The organism is Tenacibaculum litoreum, from assembly GCF_964513915.1.
GTDB lineage: Bacteria > Bacteroidota > Bacteroidia > Flavobacteriales > Flavobacteriaceae > Polaribacter > Polaribacter litoreum.
On record NZ_CAZEQS010000002.1, the window covers coordinates 42,078 to 56,941 of the forward strand.

A 14,864-nucleotide genomic window follows, 5' to 3' on the forward strand; every position below is an offset into this window, starting at 1 on the left:
TTGGAACTTTATGGCTACTCTAGTAGTAGCCTAAAGTTTTAAAAACCAATGACACTAAAATTACGTAAGTAAGGTAAAGGAATAATAATGAGAAAAGAGTTTTTTATAGTTTTATTGTTCAGTGTTTTGTTTTGGGCATGCTCAACAGAAAGTGAATCAATAATTAATGATAGTGCTGAGGCTGTAAAAGAGAACAGAAAGCCTACAGGAGCATCAGCAAATGATTTATTATCAAATAACATCTATAAAAAAATGATTGTTGAGCTAGCTTATATTGAAGGTTTTGAGCCTACAGAAGAAGCAAAGAATAATTTTAAAAGCTTTATTGAAGAAAGAACTTTTAAATCAAACGGAGTAGAGTTATATACGAAACTAATACCTGATACTGGAAAAGAAGTATATACAATTAACGATATTGTAGCTATTGAAAATCAGTATAGAACTTATTATAATACACAAAATACCATAGCGGTTTGGGCATTGTTTGTAAATGGTAAATCTTCAAAAGATTCCGATTCTTCTTTTGTTTTAGGTACCGCATATTATAACACGTCATTTGTGATTTTTGAAGAAACTATTAGAGAACTAAGTAATGGTACATTTGAACCAGAAAGAAGTTTATTAGAATCTAGTGTAATTCATCATGAATTCGGACATATTTTAGGACTTACAAATTTAGGAACTCCTTTGCAGACAGACCATGAAGATGCAGATCATCCAAAACATTGTAACGAAGAAAGTTGTTTAATGTATTGGGCAGCAGAGACTAGTCAAGGTATTGGGAACTTATTCTCATCAAATCAAATTCCAACACTAGATAGCCAATGTATAGCAGATTTACAGGCTAATGGTGGAAGGTAGGTTGTAAAATTAAATCGATAAGAAATGAAAAAAATTCAGTTAGTAATATTATTTATAACAATGATTAGTGCATCTATAGTTGCACAAGATAGTAGTAAAAAGTCCAAAGCTGGTATTAAAGGAGGATATAACTTGTCTGCAGTGAGTTTTAATGGAGACTCTGAAACAGAACAGCTACATGGTTTCCATATAGGTTTTTATGGAGAGTCATTTATAGGAAATAATGTTTCACTTCAATTGGAATTACTGTATTCACAACAAGGATATAAAATTATAGATGGAAGTGGTACTTATAAGCAAGAGTTAGATTATATAAATCTTCCTTTAATGGTAAAACTATACCCTTCTGAAAACTTTTTTTTAGAGACAGGACCTCAAATAGGACTTTCAATAGCACATAAAGAAACTTTTGATAGTGGCTTTATTCTGTATGATACCTCAAAAGAGTTTGATCCTAGAAATTTTGATTGGGGATTGAATTTTGGTGGAGGTTTTAAAACAAATAGTGGAGTAAGTTTAGGAGTAAGGTACCATCTAGGTTTAAATGATATTTATGATGAAGATAAACCCAAAAATAGAGTCTGGCAGTTTTATATAGGGTTTGACTTCTAATAAAAAAGCGGTGTTTTATACATCGCTTTTTTTTGATATTAAGCTCTTTAATAACAAGGCATTCTTTTTAACAGTAGTTAAATAAATAAGCATAAAACATTATTTCTAAATTTGTGAAAATGAAAGTAAGAAGAAATGATAGAGTTGTCAGAAACATTTTGGAACAATAAGTACTTAAATAACAAAACAGGATGGGATTTAGGAAAAATATCTAGTCCATTAAAAGAGTATTTTGATCAATTAGAAGATAAAAATCTTCGAATTTTAATACCTGGTGGAGGGAACTCATACGAAGCGGAGTATTTATTTAATAAAGGATTTAAGAATGTTTTTGTAGTTGATATTGCCAAAGAACCTTTAAAAAGAATTCAAAACAGAGTTCCTAGCTTCCCGAAGGAAAATTTAATTCACGCTGATTTTTTTAAATTAGAAAATGTTTTTGAATTAATTATAGAACAAACTTTTTTCTGCGCTATCAATCCTGAATTTCGACTAGAGTATGCACAAAAAACACATGAATTACTTGCTGAAAAAGGAAAATTAGTTGGATTGTTATTTGATGCTAAATTAAATGAAGATCACCCTCCTTTTGGAGGTAGTAAACAAGAATATGAGGATTACTTCATACCCTATTTTACAGGGAGTATAGAGCCTTGTTATAACTCATCAAAAGGTAGAAAAGGTATGGAGTTGTTTGTGAAAATGATAAAAAAATAACCGTCAAATTAATTTGACGGTTATTTTTTATTTAAGATTAGGCTCTTATTTCTTTAGCCTCTTGCTTTTTTTGTTCGTTACGCTCAATTTTATGATCTGGTCTTGTCCATTTTGGTTTTTCACCTAACGATTGGTATTGAGAGTTTTCTGCTTCAACAGACTCTCTTTGTTCATGCTTAAAGAAAGGCTTCTGCGTATTTAAACCTAAATCTTCAAACATTTTCATGTCTTCGTTAATATCAGGATTTGGAGTAGTCAACAATTTATCTCCCGCAAAAATTGAGTTAGCTCCTGCAAAGAAACACATTGCTTGACCTTCTCTACTCATTTGCGTTCTACCTGCTGATAAACGTACTTGTGAGTCTGGTAATACAATACGAGCAGTAGCTACCATACGAACCATTTCAAAAATGTTTACTGGAGGTTGCTCTTCTAACGGAGTTCCTTCAACAGCAACTAATGCATTGATAGGTACAGATTCAGGGTGTGGAGAGAAGCGAGTTAAGGTTTCTAACATTCCAGCTCTGTCTTCTAATGACTCTCCCATACCGATAATCCCTCCAGAACAAACAGTTACATTTGTTTTACGTACATTTTCAATAGTGTCTACTCTATCTTTAAAAGCACGTGTAGAAATTACATCGTCGTAATAATCTTCTGAAGTATCAATATTATGGTTATAAGCATACAAACCAGCTTCTGCTAAACGTTTTGCTTGGTTTTCGGTAACCATACCTAAGGTACAGCACACTTCCATATCTAGTTTATTAATAGAACGTACCATTTCTAACACTTGGTCAAATTCTGGTCCGTCTTTTACATTTCTCCATGCTGCTCCCATACAAACTCTTGATGAACCACCTTCTTTTGCACGTAAAGCTTGTGCCTTAACTTGGTTTACAGTCATCAAATCATTTCCTTCAACATTGGTGTGATAACGTGCTGCCTGCGGACAATATCCACAGTCTTCAGAACATCCACCAGTTTTTATAGAAATTAATGTACTTACTTGTACTGTGTTTGGGTCGTGGTATTTTCTATGCATAGTTGAAGCTTCGTACAAAAGCTCCATTAAAGGCTTATTGTATACTTCTAGAATTTCCTCTTTCGTCCAATCGTGTCTAATTTCAGTCATAAATTCGAGTTGTTTGTGGTGGTAAAAATAAAAAATTCCGCTTCGAAAGCGGAATTTTATGAGTCTTATTTTTCTTCGGAAGGAGAATCGCCTTCTTCAATCATTTTTGAGCCATCATTAGGAAGCTCTTTGCCCTTTAAATAATCGGGCAGTTGCATACCTGCCATATTAAACATTTCCTGTAATGGCGGTACCGCATTATACATCCCAGAAATAAAGTTTGAAGTTGAGGTTTTTCCATCTTTTCCTCCACCGTTTTCCCATACAGTAACTTTATCAATCTTAATATTTTTAATAGCTTCAGATTGTAGTTTTACTAATTCTGGTAATTTATCAGCAATTAATAATAAAGCAGCGTTTTGAGAGTCGTTACCAGCAGCTTGAACTATTTGGTCTAAACCAGCTGCTTGTTTGGTTAATACTTCATATAAACCTTGAGCTTCTGCCTGTGCTTTGAATAAAATAGCATCTGCCTCTCCTTTAGCTTTTCTACGAATTCTTTCTGCTTCCGCTTCTGCGTCAATTTCTACTTTTCGTTTATCAATTTCAGCAGGGACAATTACATCTGCCATTTGAGAAGAACGTTCTCTTTCAGCTCTGGCAATTTCAGCTTCTTTCTCAGCAGCATATGATTCTTCTAAAGCTTTTGCTGATTGTACTTTTTCAGAAGCAATAGCTACTCTTTCAGCCTCTGCTTCTCTTTGACGACGTAATGAGTCAGAGTTTGCAACAGCAATTTTTGCAGTGTTTTCTCCGTCTACAGCTTGTGCATTAGCGGCAGCTACTTGAGTTCTCTCATCTTGTACAGCATTTGCTTCACCAATAGAACCATCTCTATTTTTCTCAGCCACAGATTTACGAGCGGCGTTGATTGCATGAGCAGCAGCTTCTTTACCTAATGCTTCGATATATCCTGATTCGTCAACAATATCAGTAATGTTTACGTTAATTAATTTTAAACCAACCTTTTTTAATTCTGATTCTACACTTTGTGATATGTTAGTTAAAAATTTATCTCTATCAGAGTTAATTTCTTCAATATCCATTGAAGCAACCACTAAACGTAGTTGACCAAAAATAATTTCTTTAGCTAGTTCCTGAACATCATTCATAGCTAAACCTAGTAAACGCTCAGCAGCATTTTGCATTACTCCAGGTTCTGTAGAAACCCCAATAGTAAAGCGAGAAGGAACATTTACACGAATATTTTGTTTAGAAAGCGCATTTACCAAATTTACTTCAATAGAAATAGGAGTTAAGTCTAAAAACTCATAATCTTGAATTACAGGAAAGATAAATGCAGCCCCACCATGAATACATTTAGCAGATTGTCCGCCACCAACTTTACCATATACAACTAAGATTCTGTCAGAAGGACACCTTTTATAGCGTTTTATTAAAGTTATTAGTAAGATAAAAATAAATAGAATGGCAATAACAAGTCCAATAGGGCCTGCAAACCCAAAGCCATCAATTTGTAATAATGTAAATTTTAACATAGTCAATTTTTATTTTTGAGATTCAACGATTAATATTCCATTTGAGGTTACTTCGGTTACTTTAACAATCATTCCTTGTGTTAAGTCAGAGTCATTATCTGTCAAGGCCTCTAGTTCTCGAAGCGAGTTTTGTACTTTAATATGTACTTTACCCATTTTAGAGCGGTTAGCTCCTATGGTTAAATACACTTCACCAATTTGATTCAGTGCGTTTTTCATTTTTAAGGTACCACTATCTGTTAACTTACTAATGTAGTAAAATAAGGTAGCCATAATAGTCATCATTACTAAACCACAGATAATAGAAATAAAAAGGGTAGTTGTATTTGAATATCCAGCATCCATACTAGCAATACCGCTCCACCCAAAGATGGTGAAAAATGCAACCATATTTTTAAAGGTGAAAAATTGAAAACCAGCACCAGTGTCGGCATCTATTTCAGTATCAATATTACCAATGTCATCAGTGTCAGCTCCTATAAAACTTCCAATAAGAACAAACACAAAAATTAATGTAAAGACACCTGCTATTCCCCAATAAACTTGTTGAAAAGAGGTTAATTCAGAAAACCATTCCATCATAAAGCAATTATTTAAATGAGTGACTAAAAGTATATAAATTGCCTGAAAACGACAATTTTTATTTTGTAATTAAAACAGAAACTGCATTCCCTCCAAAACCAACAGCATTTACTAATATTTTATTGAGTTTTTTAGGAGTTTGTTGAGGTTCAGCAAAAGGAACTTCAACTACTTGTTGGTGCTGTAACATTAGTACGGCTAATTCTAAACTTAACAAGCCAGAAGCACCAAACGTATGACCGAGTTTCCATTTATTGGTAGTTAAAAACGGAGTTTTGTTACAAAATACTTTTTGAATCGCATTAATTTCTGACTGATCTCCTTTAATTGTTCCAGGTGCATGCATTACAATGGCGTCAATCTCATCTGGAGAAATGGTGCCCAATGCCATTTTCATAGATTTTTGAAAACATTCAGCATCGGTGGTAACAGAAGTGTTGTGTTTTAAAACTTCTGTAGCATATCCAACTCCTTCAATAAAAGCTAAAGCATTTTCTTTAGTTCCTTTTTCTAAACAAAAAACTGAAGCAGCTTCACCTAAAACCATTGTGTTTTTGGTTTTATTTAGGTCAAAAGCTTTACAAGGATATTCATCGTTTTCTTTAGAATATACTTTTAATGCTTGCATTTGAGCAATAGTAAAATCAGTTAGAGAAGCTTCACTAGCACCAATCATAAATTTTTCTGACATTCCAGATTGTAACCAAGCCACTCCATTAAGTAATGAATGCAACCCTGTGGAACAAGTTATAGAATGTGAAATTTCTGGTCCGTTACTCTGTAAATCATGTGCAATCCAAGAAGAAATATTTCCTAAAGTAGTGGTTGGAGAGCTTAAAGTAGATGATTTACCTGTTGCCAAAAACTCCTTATGGTATTTCTCAAATAAAGAAGTTGCTCCTCGAGAAGAACCTATATTAATTCCGAAGTTATCAGAAGCTTTCCAATTGGTCTGCTCCATTGCTTTTCTAGCAACAAACAACGTGTATAAAACAGATGGGTCTAAGTTTTTATATTTATTATCTGAATTTTTAACATCTTCAATAGCGTGTTTATCCTGATCAGTTAATTGTGCAACCCAAGTTTTAAAGTCATCAAACTCTTTTAAGGTTAAAAAGTGATGGTTGTTTAGATAGTTCTCCCATATTTTTTCAGGATCACTTCCTAAGGCTGAAACAGATGCAAATGATGTTATTGAGATAAGTTCTTTCAACACTATAAAATTTCAGCAAAAATAAAGGTAAAATCAAGTATTCTAAAGAAAATAAAAATATTTATCTTGGGATAAAATTATTGAAGTTATGAGTGAGCAACATCAAAAAAGTTGGTTTGGAAGAAACTGGTTGTGGTTTATACCATTAACAGGATGTTTAGGGTTTATTTTATTAATTGTTTTAGGTGTGGGAGCAGCATTTTTCGGAGTGTCGAAAATAATGACAAGTTCTACTCCTGTTGAATATGCTATTGAGCAGGCATCTAAAAACGAGTTGGTTATTGAAAACTTAGGAGAGCCAATCGAAAAATATGGAATTCCCTCTGGAAATATTTCTCTTACCAATGATGATGGGAATGTAGATTTTTCTATTCCGATAAGAGGAAATAAAGGAGAAGGAACTCTTGTAGTTAGAGGAATTAAGGTAGATGGGAAATGGATTTATGAAGATTTATATGTTCATATTAAAGAAACTAAAGAAGAGATCAATTTATTAGAAAAGGAAAAAGTTCTAGAGACTATCTAGAACTTTTTCAATTGTTGCATAAATTTTATCAAGCTGTTCCTTTGTAATTACATAAGGAGGTTGAATATAAATAGTGTTACCTAACGGACGCAAGAAGACTCCTTCATCCATAAAAGATTTTAAAAGTTGGTCACGAAGCGATCCATAACGACCAGAATTGGTGTTTAAATCGATAGCTAAAATAACCCCTTTACATCTTGTAGAGTTTACTTTTGGGTGATTTTTAATCTTTTCAGAGAAAGACGTATTAGAGCTTTCAATAAATTGGATGTTGTCCTGAATCTCTTTGGTTTGTAATAACTCAATACTTGCCAATGCAGCACTACAAGCTATTGGATTTGCAGAATAGGTATGGCAATGGAAAAAACCTTTAGAAATATCGTTGTCTAAAAATGCAGTATAAATTTCTTCAGTACATGAAGTAATTGACATAGGAACCAATCCAGCGGTCAACGCTTTACTTAAGCATATAATATCTGGTTTGGTAACAATTTCATCAGAAGCAAAATGATTACCAGTTTTTCCGAAACCAGTCATTACTTCATCAGCAATAGTTAAAATGTTATTTTCTTTACAAATTGCTAAGATGCTATTTAAATCCTCAGCTTTGTGAATTTTCATTCCAGCAGCTCCTTGAACTAAAGGTTCATAAATGAATCCAGCAACTTGGTTTTCTGAAATAATTTGTTTTAGTTGTTCGGCTATGAGGTTATTATTTTCTCCGTTTGGGACAGGAATACGTTGAATATCCATTAAAAAATCTTCAAATGGACCGTTATACACTGATAATCCAGAAACAGACATAGCACCAAAAGTATCACCATGAAAACCATCTTCAAAAGCAATAAATGTTGTACGTTTTTCACCTTTATTAAAATAGTATTGTAGCGCCATTTTAATACCAGCTTCAACTGCGGTAGAACCATTATCGTTAAAGAAAATTCTATTTTGATTTTTAGGAAGAATTTTAATCAATTCTTCCGATAATTTTACGGCAGGTTCATGGGTGAAATCGCTAAACATTATTTGATCTAATGTTTGCATTTGTTGGTAAACTTGATTTGTAATGAAATCATTACAATGTCCAAACATACAGGTATACCAAGACGAAATAGCATCAATATATTCGTTACCGTGTTCGTCGGTTAGTATGCATCCTTTTGCTTTTACAATTCCTAAACTATTTGGATGTGTTTGATGTTGTTTTAGCGGATGCCACAAATGTTTTTTATCGCGTTCTTGTAAGTTCATATGTTTTGTTCTTTTGAAAAAGAGCTGTCAAATGTACAATAGAAATACATAAAACCACTCCGAAATAGGCAATAAACAATAGCCACATAACTGAGGTTGAAAAGAATTCGGAAAAAAATGCAGGAAAAACTAAAAAGGCTTCTGAAGAAAGTAAGAAAAAGGTATAAACAATCCAGATACTTGGATGGATTTTTGTCTTTAATTCTATCCAAATAAAAGACAGGTACATTCCTAAAAACAGTAAATGTAACCAAGCTATGAGCATAAATCTGTTCGTTATAACTAAGTTCGAAAAGTAAGGAATACTACCAAAGCAGTTCATGATTCCGATAAAAAGTAGAATCCCCAAAAACAATTGGTATGTGAGTTTTTGCTTTGAAAATGATTTTTTTAGTTTCAGGAAAAATAGCATCAGGATTATAGAACCAATACCTCCTGTAATTTGAATAGTAAGAAGATTAAAACTATACTTTAATGAGTGTGCATATAATAGCACAAGAGCACTAATAATTAAGATGGTTTGTTTTTTTGATAGCTCAATAGCTGTTCTGTGAAAAAGAATGGCAAGCATCCAAAGAAAAAAGGAACCGAAATACTGAAAGTGTAAGTAGAAAAAAATAGCTTGTTGATACCAAGGAGAAGCTTGCATTTTCATTGCCATTAATGGTCCTAGTGCATACGGACCAATGGAAGAAATAAAATGAAAGATAATTCCTACTTTTATTAATGTTAGGTCTGATTTTTCACCAACTAATCGTTTCCATAGTCTAATAACTAGCCAATAACTAATCCACAAGTGTAAGGTAGAGAATGTAATAGTAACCAATGCATACCCTTGCATAATAAACCCTACCAACAAAACAGCTACACAAACTTGTAATGCAAGATATAATCGATAAGAAGTTTTATCAATTCCATTCGTAAACCTTGTAAAAAGCAGTACTATTAAAGCGTTAAAAACAAAACCCAATAACATAATGTGTGAATGGGAGTGCAATACAAACTTAAAAGGAAAGTTAGCAATATTTCCTGTAAAGGCATAACGCAAAACTAGCCCTATAATCCCTCCTAAAAAACCAAAAATTAAAGGGAAAGACCAAAGATGTTTTGCGGTAACAGGTTTCATTTATAAATTGCTTTTAAATAATTCAGCATATTCTTTAATCACATTCTTATCGAAATAAGGTTCTTCTTCAATACGTCCAATTACAGACACACCTGTCATTTTTTTGATAATGTTTTCCGTTGTTTTATGTTCGTTTCCTGAAAAAATTAATGAGACTTCAAACCCTTTTTCTTTTAATAAGCTAACTGTTAATAAGGTATGATTAATACTTCCCAAATAATGACGAGAAACTACAATAACTTTATAATCAGGTTTAATAACGTCTAACAAGGTGTTTTTATCGTTTAAAGGAACCAGTAATCCACCAGCCCCTTCAATAACTAAATGATTTTTAGTAGAAGGCTCTTTAATGCTGTCAATTTCAATGGTAACTCCGTCAATTTCTGCGGATGCATGCGGACTCATTGGTGTTTGTAGTGCATACGAGTTTGGGTGAAAAACAGTTGTTGAGTTAGAAATTAGTTTTTCTACCTTATGAGTATCAGAATATTCTAAGTCACCTGACTGAATAGGTTTCCAATAATCTGCTTGTAAAGCTTCTGTTACAATAGCAGAAGCAATGGTTTTACCTACTTCTGTTGAGATTCCGGTGATAAAGTATTTTTTCATTTAAAAATTGTTTTACAATCGTTGCAGATGAATTTTTTACTTTCAAAAAAAGGAAAGAGCATAAAAAAGATGTTTTTACGTTGTAAATCGGCAACTAATATTTTTGTTGAATCACATTTTGGACAATGAATATTATTTCCTTCTTCATCCTTTACGTAATCCCTTATTTCGTTATAGACAGTAGCAGCTTTTTCTAGATCATTATTGTGTACCAATAGCTTCACTCCACCAATGGCTTGACTAATTAAAGGGTCAGAATCAATTGTTTTTTCATCCATTAACATGGTTTTGATATCTTCAGAGTCTAATTTAGCCTTCACAACTTGTGCTTCAGTAGAGTATTCAAACACAGCTAAAATGGTGTAATTATCTTGCATTATACTTTTTTAAACAAAAGTAGCAAGGTTCTTTAAAACATTCGTAATTTCTTCTTTAGAATTATATGCATGTAAACAAAAACGTAAACGTTCTTGGTTTATAGGAACGGTAGGGGATAAAATAGGTTTTACTTCAAAACCATGTTGTTGTAATTGTAAAGCAATACTTTTTACATGTTCATTTCCTGAGATTATGCAACAATGAATAGCAGAGTTACTTTTAATGAAGTTTAATTTAAGCCTATTAGACTCTGATATGAAATGTTGAATATTTTGTAGAAGTTGTGCTTTAGAATTGCTGATAGCTAATTCTTCGTATGCAATTTTTATGGTAGCTAGAGCATGAGGAGATAATCCTGTAGTGTAAATAAAACTGCGTGAAAAATTAACGAGGTATTGTTGTAATTGCCCGCTTCCTAAAATAGCAGCTCCATGGCATCCTAACCCTTTTCCGAAGGTAATAATTCGGGCGAAAATGTCATTTTCTAAATGTAATTTTTGAACTAATCCAAAATCAAATACACCTAAAGCATGGGCTTCATCTATAACAAAATGTACATTTGTATGTTTTTTGATTATTTGTGACATTGCTATTAAGTCGGGAGAATCTCCATCCATAGAAAAAACAGATTCGGTAATCACATAAACTTCTGAATCGTTATTCTGAGTAAACCGAAGTATTTTTTCTTCTAAATCTTTTGTGTCATTATGTTTGAACTTAAAAGATTTTGCATTGGATAATTGAATCCCATCTCTTATGGATGCATGAATGAGTTCATCATATAAAATAACATCACCACGTTGAGGCACCGAAGCAAAAAAACCAATATTAGCATCATAACCAGAATTAAAAATCAAAGAAGTTTCTGAATTATGAAGTTTAGCTAATTGTTTTTCAACTATTGTATATAGTTTGTGATTTCCAGAAAGTAACCGAGATCCTGTAGCTCCGTTAATCTTACTATTATTATCGACTAAGAACTTATGTGTCTTATCAAATAAAACTTCAGATTTTGCAAACCCTAAATAATCATTAGAAGAAAAATCAATAAGTGAATTTTCTTTACCAAGTCTTCTTAAAGAGTTTTGTGCCTCCCGTTGCGTAATTTTTTGATATAGTTTCTTAGGAAATTCCATAATGTAAAAATAAAGAAGCACTTTTAATATTGAGGTTCTTTAGCTAGAAATCTTAACATAAGAGTAAAAGTGTTAATTTAACAAAGTCTCACTTTTAATTATTCTTATTTTTAAAAGAAAATAATATAAATGGTCTGTTTTTTTAACAAAGTCTCACTTAAATAAGATTAAATTTATCAGCTTTAATGTCTTAAAGTTTTTTTATTTGTTTTTTAACAGATCTTATAATTTATGATAGCGTCAGAAAAGTTAGTAACTTACATGTATGTTTTGTTAGCAGTATATGCTGCTGTGATTTTATATTTCGTAGTGCGTGGTGCACGAAAGAATACAAATATAAAAGATTACGCTGTTGGAAATATAGGATTTCCTGCTTGGGTGGTGGGCTTATCATTAGCTGCATCTATGACAAGTGCTGCAACTTTTATTATCAATCCAGGGTTTATTTCACTTTATGGTATTTCGGGGGTAATTTCTTTTGCCGTGGTTTTACCAATTGCTGCGTTTATTTCTTTAGTTGTTTTTACAAAAGGGTTTGCTAAATATGGTAGTGCTGTAAAGGCTACTACAATGGCACAGTGGATAGGTAAGCGTTATGAAAGTAAAAACTATGCTTTTTTCTTTGGAATCATAGCGTTGTTATTAATCACGTTTATCGTTTTAATTAATGTAGGACTCACACAGGTTATTTCTAAAGCATTAAATGTAGATCCTTTTTATGTGTTGATGGGAATCGTTGCATTTGTTTTTGGATATATGATGTTTGGTGGAGCAAATTCGATGGTATATACCAATACTATTCAAGCTATCATAATGTTTGTAGTTGCATTGATTTTATTGGGGTCTGGCTTTGAGTTTTTTAAAGGAGGATTTGGTGGTTTTATGGATAAATTATCAAGTATTGATCCTAATTTAACGAAGCCTACAAATCCGTCAAGTTTTTTATTTAGAGATTATTTTGAAATTATTGTCACTCAGGTAATTATTGGGGTTGCTATTGTTTGTCAACCACATATTATAACCAAGTCACTGCTACTAAAAGATGCTAAAAAAATAAATAACTACTTGTTTAGTGGAATCGTTTTCATGATTGTGTTCTTTTTGGTAGTTATTGTAGGATTATATGCGCGAATTAGTTTTCCAGATTTAACAGTTGATGGAAGGGCACTAAAAATGGATGAAATCATACCAACGTATGTGGTAGCTAAGTTTTCTGTTGGAGTAGGTCTAATTATAGTTGTGGGGCTTATTTCAGCAGGACTTTCTACGTTAGAAAGTTTAATACAGTCGTTGTCAATCACAATTACTTCGGATATATTGGAGCCTATTTTTAAAGACAAGATTGGTGAAAATACAATTGCAGTGAATAAAATAGTGATTGTCATTTTAGCAATCGTAAGCTTTTTGTTGAGTTGGGAGCAAATTAAAAATCCAGATGTAAGTGTGGCAATCTTTGCGCAAAATGGAGTATACGCTTATTTTGCAGCTGCATTTGTGCCAGTTTTGTTTGGAACTTTCTTGAAAAATGTGTCTGTAAGGTCAGTTTTCATAGCAAGTATTACTGCTATCATAGTACATTTTGGTATTTATTATGGTAGACTTACACCTTACATGCAAGAGCCTGTGAATAATCCGGGAGTTTCTGCTGCTTTTGGTATAGTTGCATCACTTGTGGTGGGGTATATATTTTATAAATTAGACGCTAAAAAAACAAATGAGCACGTTAAACTGGATAGCTAAGTGGGCAGATTATACGCCTAACAAAGTAGCGCTTACTTCTTATGATACTCATGAAAACTATACGTATAGTGATTTAGATATGTATGCGGATAGATTAGTAGCTAAGTTTACTAAAAGGGGTATAGAAGAAGGAGATAGAGTTGCTGTTTTAGCAGAACACGGTTTAGAGTATATCGTTCTTTTTGTTGCTTGTCAAAGAATGGGGGCTATTTTAGTGCCTCTGAATTATCGCTTTTCAGCAAATGAATTACAAAAGTTAGTAGATGATTGTACACCAAAACTACTTGTTTACAGTAAGAGCTTTATAGAGAAGTTTGAGAGTTTAGAGTTGGTGAATACTTCTATACTGTTAATGAATGATGTAAAATATTTCTATAAAAATAAAGAGGTTGAAGTTGTAAGAAAAGACTATACTATTAAGGAAGAAAATCCATTATTTATATTTTACACCTCAGGTACTACAGGAGCCCCAAAAGGAGTGTTATACACTAATAAAATGTTGTTTTGGAATAGTTTGAACACTTCTATGCAGTTGGGTATCACATTTAGAGATTCAACACTAAATACTTTACCGCCTTATCATACATCAGGATGGAATGTTTTTGTTACTCCGTTATTGCACAAAGGAGCACATATAGGGATGCTAGAAAAGTTTGATGCGGAAAAGGTTTTGTGTTTGCTAGAGTTAAATGAAACAACATTGTTTATGGCACTTCCAACAATGTTGTTAATGATGCAAAAAACGCCTGTTTTTAAAAAGATTGGTCTTCAAGAGTTGCGTTATATTATTTCTGGTGGAGAAAAGGTACCACCTGAAATGGTGTCATATTGGAAGAAAGAAAAAAACATATACATACGTCCAGGGTATGGTTTAACAGAAGCAGGCCCTAGTATAACATCACTTCACCATAAAATGGCAGCGTTAAAACCTAACTCAATAGGCAAACCTAATTTTTATTTAGAAACCAAAATAGTAAATAAAGAAGGAGAGGAAGTAAAGTTCAATGAAGTAGGTGAATTGTGTATAAGAGGTAATATTGTAACTCCCGGGTATTGGAATAACTCTGTAAAAACCAATAATACTATTAAGAAAGGATGGCTGTTTACAGGTGATTTTGTGTATATGGACGAAGATGGTTATCTGTATATGAAAGGGAGAAAAAATGATATGTATATATCTGGAGGAGAAAACATTTATCCGCAAGAAATAGAAGCGCACTTAGAAACACTAGCAGGAATTAAAAAAGCTGTAGTGTTAAGTATGAAAGATGAAAAATGGGGAGAAATAGGGGTGGCTTTCATAACACTTGAAAATAAAGAAATTACAGTTGAAGATATAAGAGTAGAATTAAAGGGAACATTGGTGTCATATAAACATCCAAAATATATATTCTTTTTAGATGAAATACCTTTAACAAGTGTAGGTAAAGTGTCGAGAAAAGATTTGTTGCGCTATTTTAATTCGATTAAAACATAAAA

15 protein-coding genes are annotated in these 14,864 nt (G+C 32.6%); 6 read left to right on the forward strand and 9 right to left on the reverse strand.

Features of this window, described 5'->3' with window-relative positions:
- Positions 1-87 precede the first annotated feature (87 nt).
- The 3 genes from ACKTTR_RS01350 (at position 88) to ACKTTR_RS01360 (ending at position 2,190) form a co-directional block, all read left to right on the forward strand.
- Entirely contained in the window at positions 88-861 is a 774-nt protein-coding gene (locus tag ACKTTR_RS01350; protein ID WP_408026172.1) for a membrane metalloprotease, read from the forward strand.
- A 24-nt stretch (positions 862-885) separates the two neighbouring features.
- Positions 886-1,473: a porin family protein gene (locus ACKTTR_RS01355; RefSeq protein WP_408026173.1), complete on the forward strand. Its 588-nt coding sequence runs from the start codon at positions 886-888 to the stop codon at positions 1,471-1,473.
- Between the two features lie 135 nt (positions 1,474-1,608).
- Positions 1,609-2,190, forward strand: coding sequence for a class I SAM-dependent methyltransferase (locus ACKTTR_RS01360; protein ID WP_408026174.1), 582 nt, complete (start codon positions 1,609-1,611; stop codon positions 2,188-2,190).
- A 37-nt stretch (positions 2,191-2,227) separates the two neighbouring features.
- Here ACKTTR_RS01360 and bioB read toward each other — a convergent pair whose 3' ends face one another.
- The 4 genes from bioB to ACKTTR_RS01380 all read right to left on the reverse strand — a co-directional run bounded on the left by bioB (position 2,228) and on the right by ACKTTR_RS01380 (position 6,619).
- A complete protein-coding gene (gene bioB, locus ACKTTR_RS01365) occupies positions 2,228-3,325 on the reverse strand; it encodes a biotin synthase BioB (RefSeq protein WP_408026175.1) in 1,098 nt (365 codons plus the stop codon).
- A 65-nt stretch (positions 3,326-3,390) separates the two neighbouring features.
- The gene (locus ACKTTR_RS01370; RefSeq protein WP_408026176.1) at positions 3,391-4,824 is read right to left on the reverse strand and encodes a flotillin family protein; all 1,434 of its coding nucleotides are present in this window, start codon (positions 4,822-4,824) and stop codon (positions 3,391-3,393) included.
- Positions 4,825-4,833: 9 nt separating this feature from the next.
- Complete coding sequence (locus tag ACKTTR_RS01375) at positions 4,834-5,406, reverse strand: hypothetical protein (protein WP_408026177.1); 573 nt, start codon at positions 5,404-5,406, stop codon at positions 4,834-4,836.
- 58 nt (positions 5,407-5,464) lie between these two features.
- A complete protein-coding gene (locus ACKTTR_RS01380; protein ID WP_408026178.1) occupies positions 5,465-6,619 on the reverse strand; it encodes a beta-ketoacyl synthase N-terminal-like domain-containing protein in 1,155 nt (384 codons plus the stop codon).
- Positions 6,620-6,707: 88 nt separating this feature from the next.
- Between ACKTTR_RS01380 and ACKTTR_RS01385 the strand changes: the two genes are divergently transcribed.
- Complete coding sequence (locus tag ACKTTR_RS01385) at positions 6,708-7,145, forward strand: cytochrome c oxidase assembly factor Coa1 family protein (protein WP_408026179.1); 438 nt, start codon at positions 6,708-6,710, stop codon at positions 7,143-7,145.
- Here the strand turns inward: ACKTTR_RS01385 and bioA are convergent.
- Genes bioA through ACKTTR_RS01410 form a run of 5 tightly spaced genes read right to left on the reverse strand, consistent with a single transcriptional unit; the run spans position 7,131 to position 11,645 of the window.
- Complete coding sequence (gene bioA / locus ACKTTR_RS01390; protein WP_408026180.1) at positions 7,131-8,396, reverse strand: adenosylmethionine--8-amino-7-oxononanoate transaminase; 1,266 nt, start codon at positions 8,394-8,396, stop codon at positions 7,131-7,133. The genes ACKTTR_RS01385 and bioA overlap by 15 nt on opposite strands.
- Positions 8,374-9,522 (reverse strand): hypothetical protein, encoded by a 1,149-nt coding sequence (locus ACKTTR_RS01395; RefSeq protein ID WP_408026181.1) that lies wholly within the window; start codon positions 9,520-9,522, stop codon positions 8,374-8,376. Before ACKTTR_RS01395 ends, bioA begins: the two co-directional genes overlap by 23 nt.
- The gene (bioD, locus tag ACKTTR_RS01400) at positions 9,523-10,131 is read right to left on the reverse strand and encodes a dethiobiotin synthase (protein ID WP_408026182.1); all 609 of its coding nucleotides are present in this window, start codon (positions 10,129-10,131) and stop codon (positions 9,523-9,525) included.
- Positions 10,128-10,508, reverse strand: coding sequence for a putative signal transducing protein (locus ACKTTR_RS01405; RefSeq protein ID WP_408026183.1), 381 nt, complete (start codon positions 10,506-10,508; stop codon positions 10,128-10,130). Before ACKTTR_RS01405 ends, bioD begins: the two co-directional genes overlap by 4 nt.
- A gap of 9 nt (positions 10,509-10,517) precedes the next feature.
- Entirely contained in the window at positions 10,518-11,645 is a 1,128-nt protein-coding gene (locus ACKTTR_RS01410; RefSeq protein WP_408026184.1) for an aminotransferase class I/II-fold pyridoxal phosphate-dependent enzyme, read from the reverse strand.
- A gap of 231 nt (positions 11,646-11,876) precedes the next feature.
- On the opposite strand from ACKTTR_RS01410, the gene ACKTTR_RS01415 reads away from it, so the two are divergent.
- Complete coding sequence (locus ACKTTR_RS01415) at positions 11,877-13,385, forward strand: sodium/pantothenate symporter (protein ID WP_408026185.1); 1,509 nt, start codon at positions 11,877-11,879, stop codon at positions 13,383-13,385.
- Entirely contained in the window at positions 13,360-14,862 is a 1,503-nt protein-coding gene (locus tag ACKTTR_RS01420; protein ID WP_408026186.1) for a class I adenylate-forming enzyme family protein, read from the forward strand. Before ACKTTR_RS01415 ends, ACKTTR_RS01420 begins: the two co-directional genes overlap by 26 nt.
- The last annotated feature ends 2 nt before the right edge of the window (positions 14,863-14,864 follow it).

Coding starts and splice junctions, on each gene's coding strand:
- ACKTTR_RS01420 (WP_408026186.1), top strand. CDS start 13,360: ATGAGCACGTTAAACTGGATAGCTAAGTGGGCAGATTATACGCCTAAC.
- ACKTTR_RS01410 (WP_408026184.1), bottom strand. CDS start 11,645: ATGGAATTTCCTAAGAAACTATATCAAAAAATTACGCAACGGGAGGCA.
- ACKTTR_RS01370 (WP_408026176.1), bottom strand. CDS start 4,824: ATGTTAAAATTTACATTATTACAAATTGATGGCTTTGGGTTTGCAGGC.
- ACKTTR_RS01405 (WP_408026183.1), bottom strand. CDS start 10,508: ATGCAAGATAATTACACCATTTTAGCTGTGTTTGAATACTCTACTGAA.
- ACKTTR_RS01360 (WP_408026174.1), top strand. CDS start 1,609: ATGATAGAGTTGTCAGAAACATTTTGGAACAATAAGTACTTAAATAAC.
- bioD (WP_408026182.1), bottom strand. CDS start 10,131: ATGAAAAAATACTTTATCACCGGAATCTCAACAGAAGTAGGTAAAACC.
- ACKTTR_RS01350 (WP_408026172.1), top strand. CDS start 88: ATGAGAAAAGAGTTTTTTATAGTTTTATTGTTCAGTGTTTTGTTTTGG.
- ACKTTR_RS01415 (WP_408026185.1), top strand. CDS start 11,877: ATGATAGCGTCAGAAAAGTTAGTAACTTACATGTATGTTTTGTTAGCA.
- ACKTTR_RS01355 (WP_408026173.1), top strand. CDS start 886: ATGAAAAAAATTCAGTTAGTAATATTATTTATAACAATGATTAGTGCA.
- ACKTTR_RS01375 (WP_408026177.1), bottom strand. CDS start 5,406: ATGATGGAATGGTTTTCTGAATTAACCTCTTTTCAACAAGTTTATTGG.
- bioA (WP_408026180.1), bottom strand. CDS start 8,396: ATGAACTTACAAGAACGCGATAAAAAACATTTGTGGCATCCGCTAAAA.
- bioB (WP_408026175.1), bottom strand. CDS start 3,325: ATGACTGAAATTAGACACGATTGGACGAAAGAGGAAATTCTAGAAGTA.
- ACKTTR_RS01395 (WP_408026181.1), bottom strand. CDS start 9,522: ATGAAACCTGTTACCGCAAAACATCTTTGGTCTTTCCCTTTAATTTTT.
- ACKTTR_RS01385 (WP_408026179.1), top strand. CDS start 6,708: ATGAGTGAGCAACATCAAAAAAGTTGGTTTGGAAGAAACTGGTTGTGG.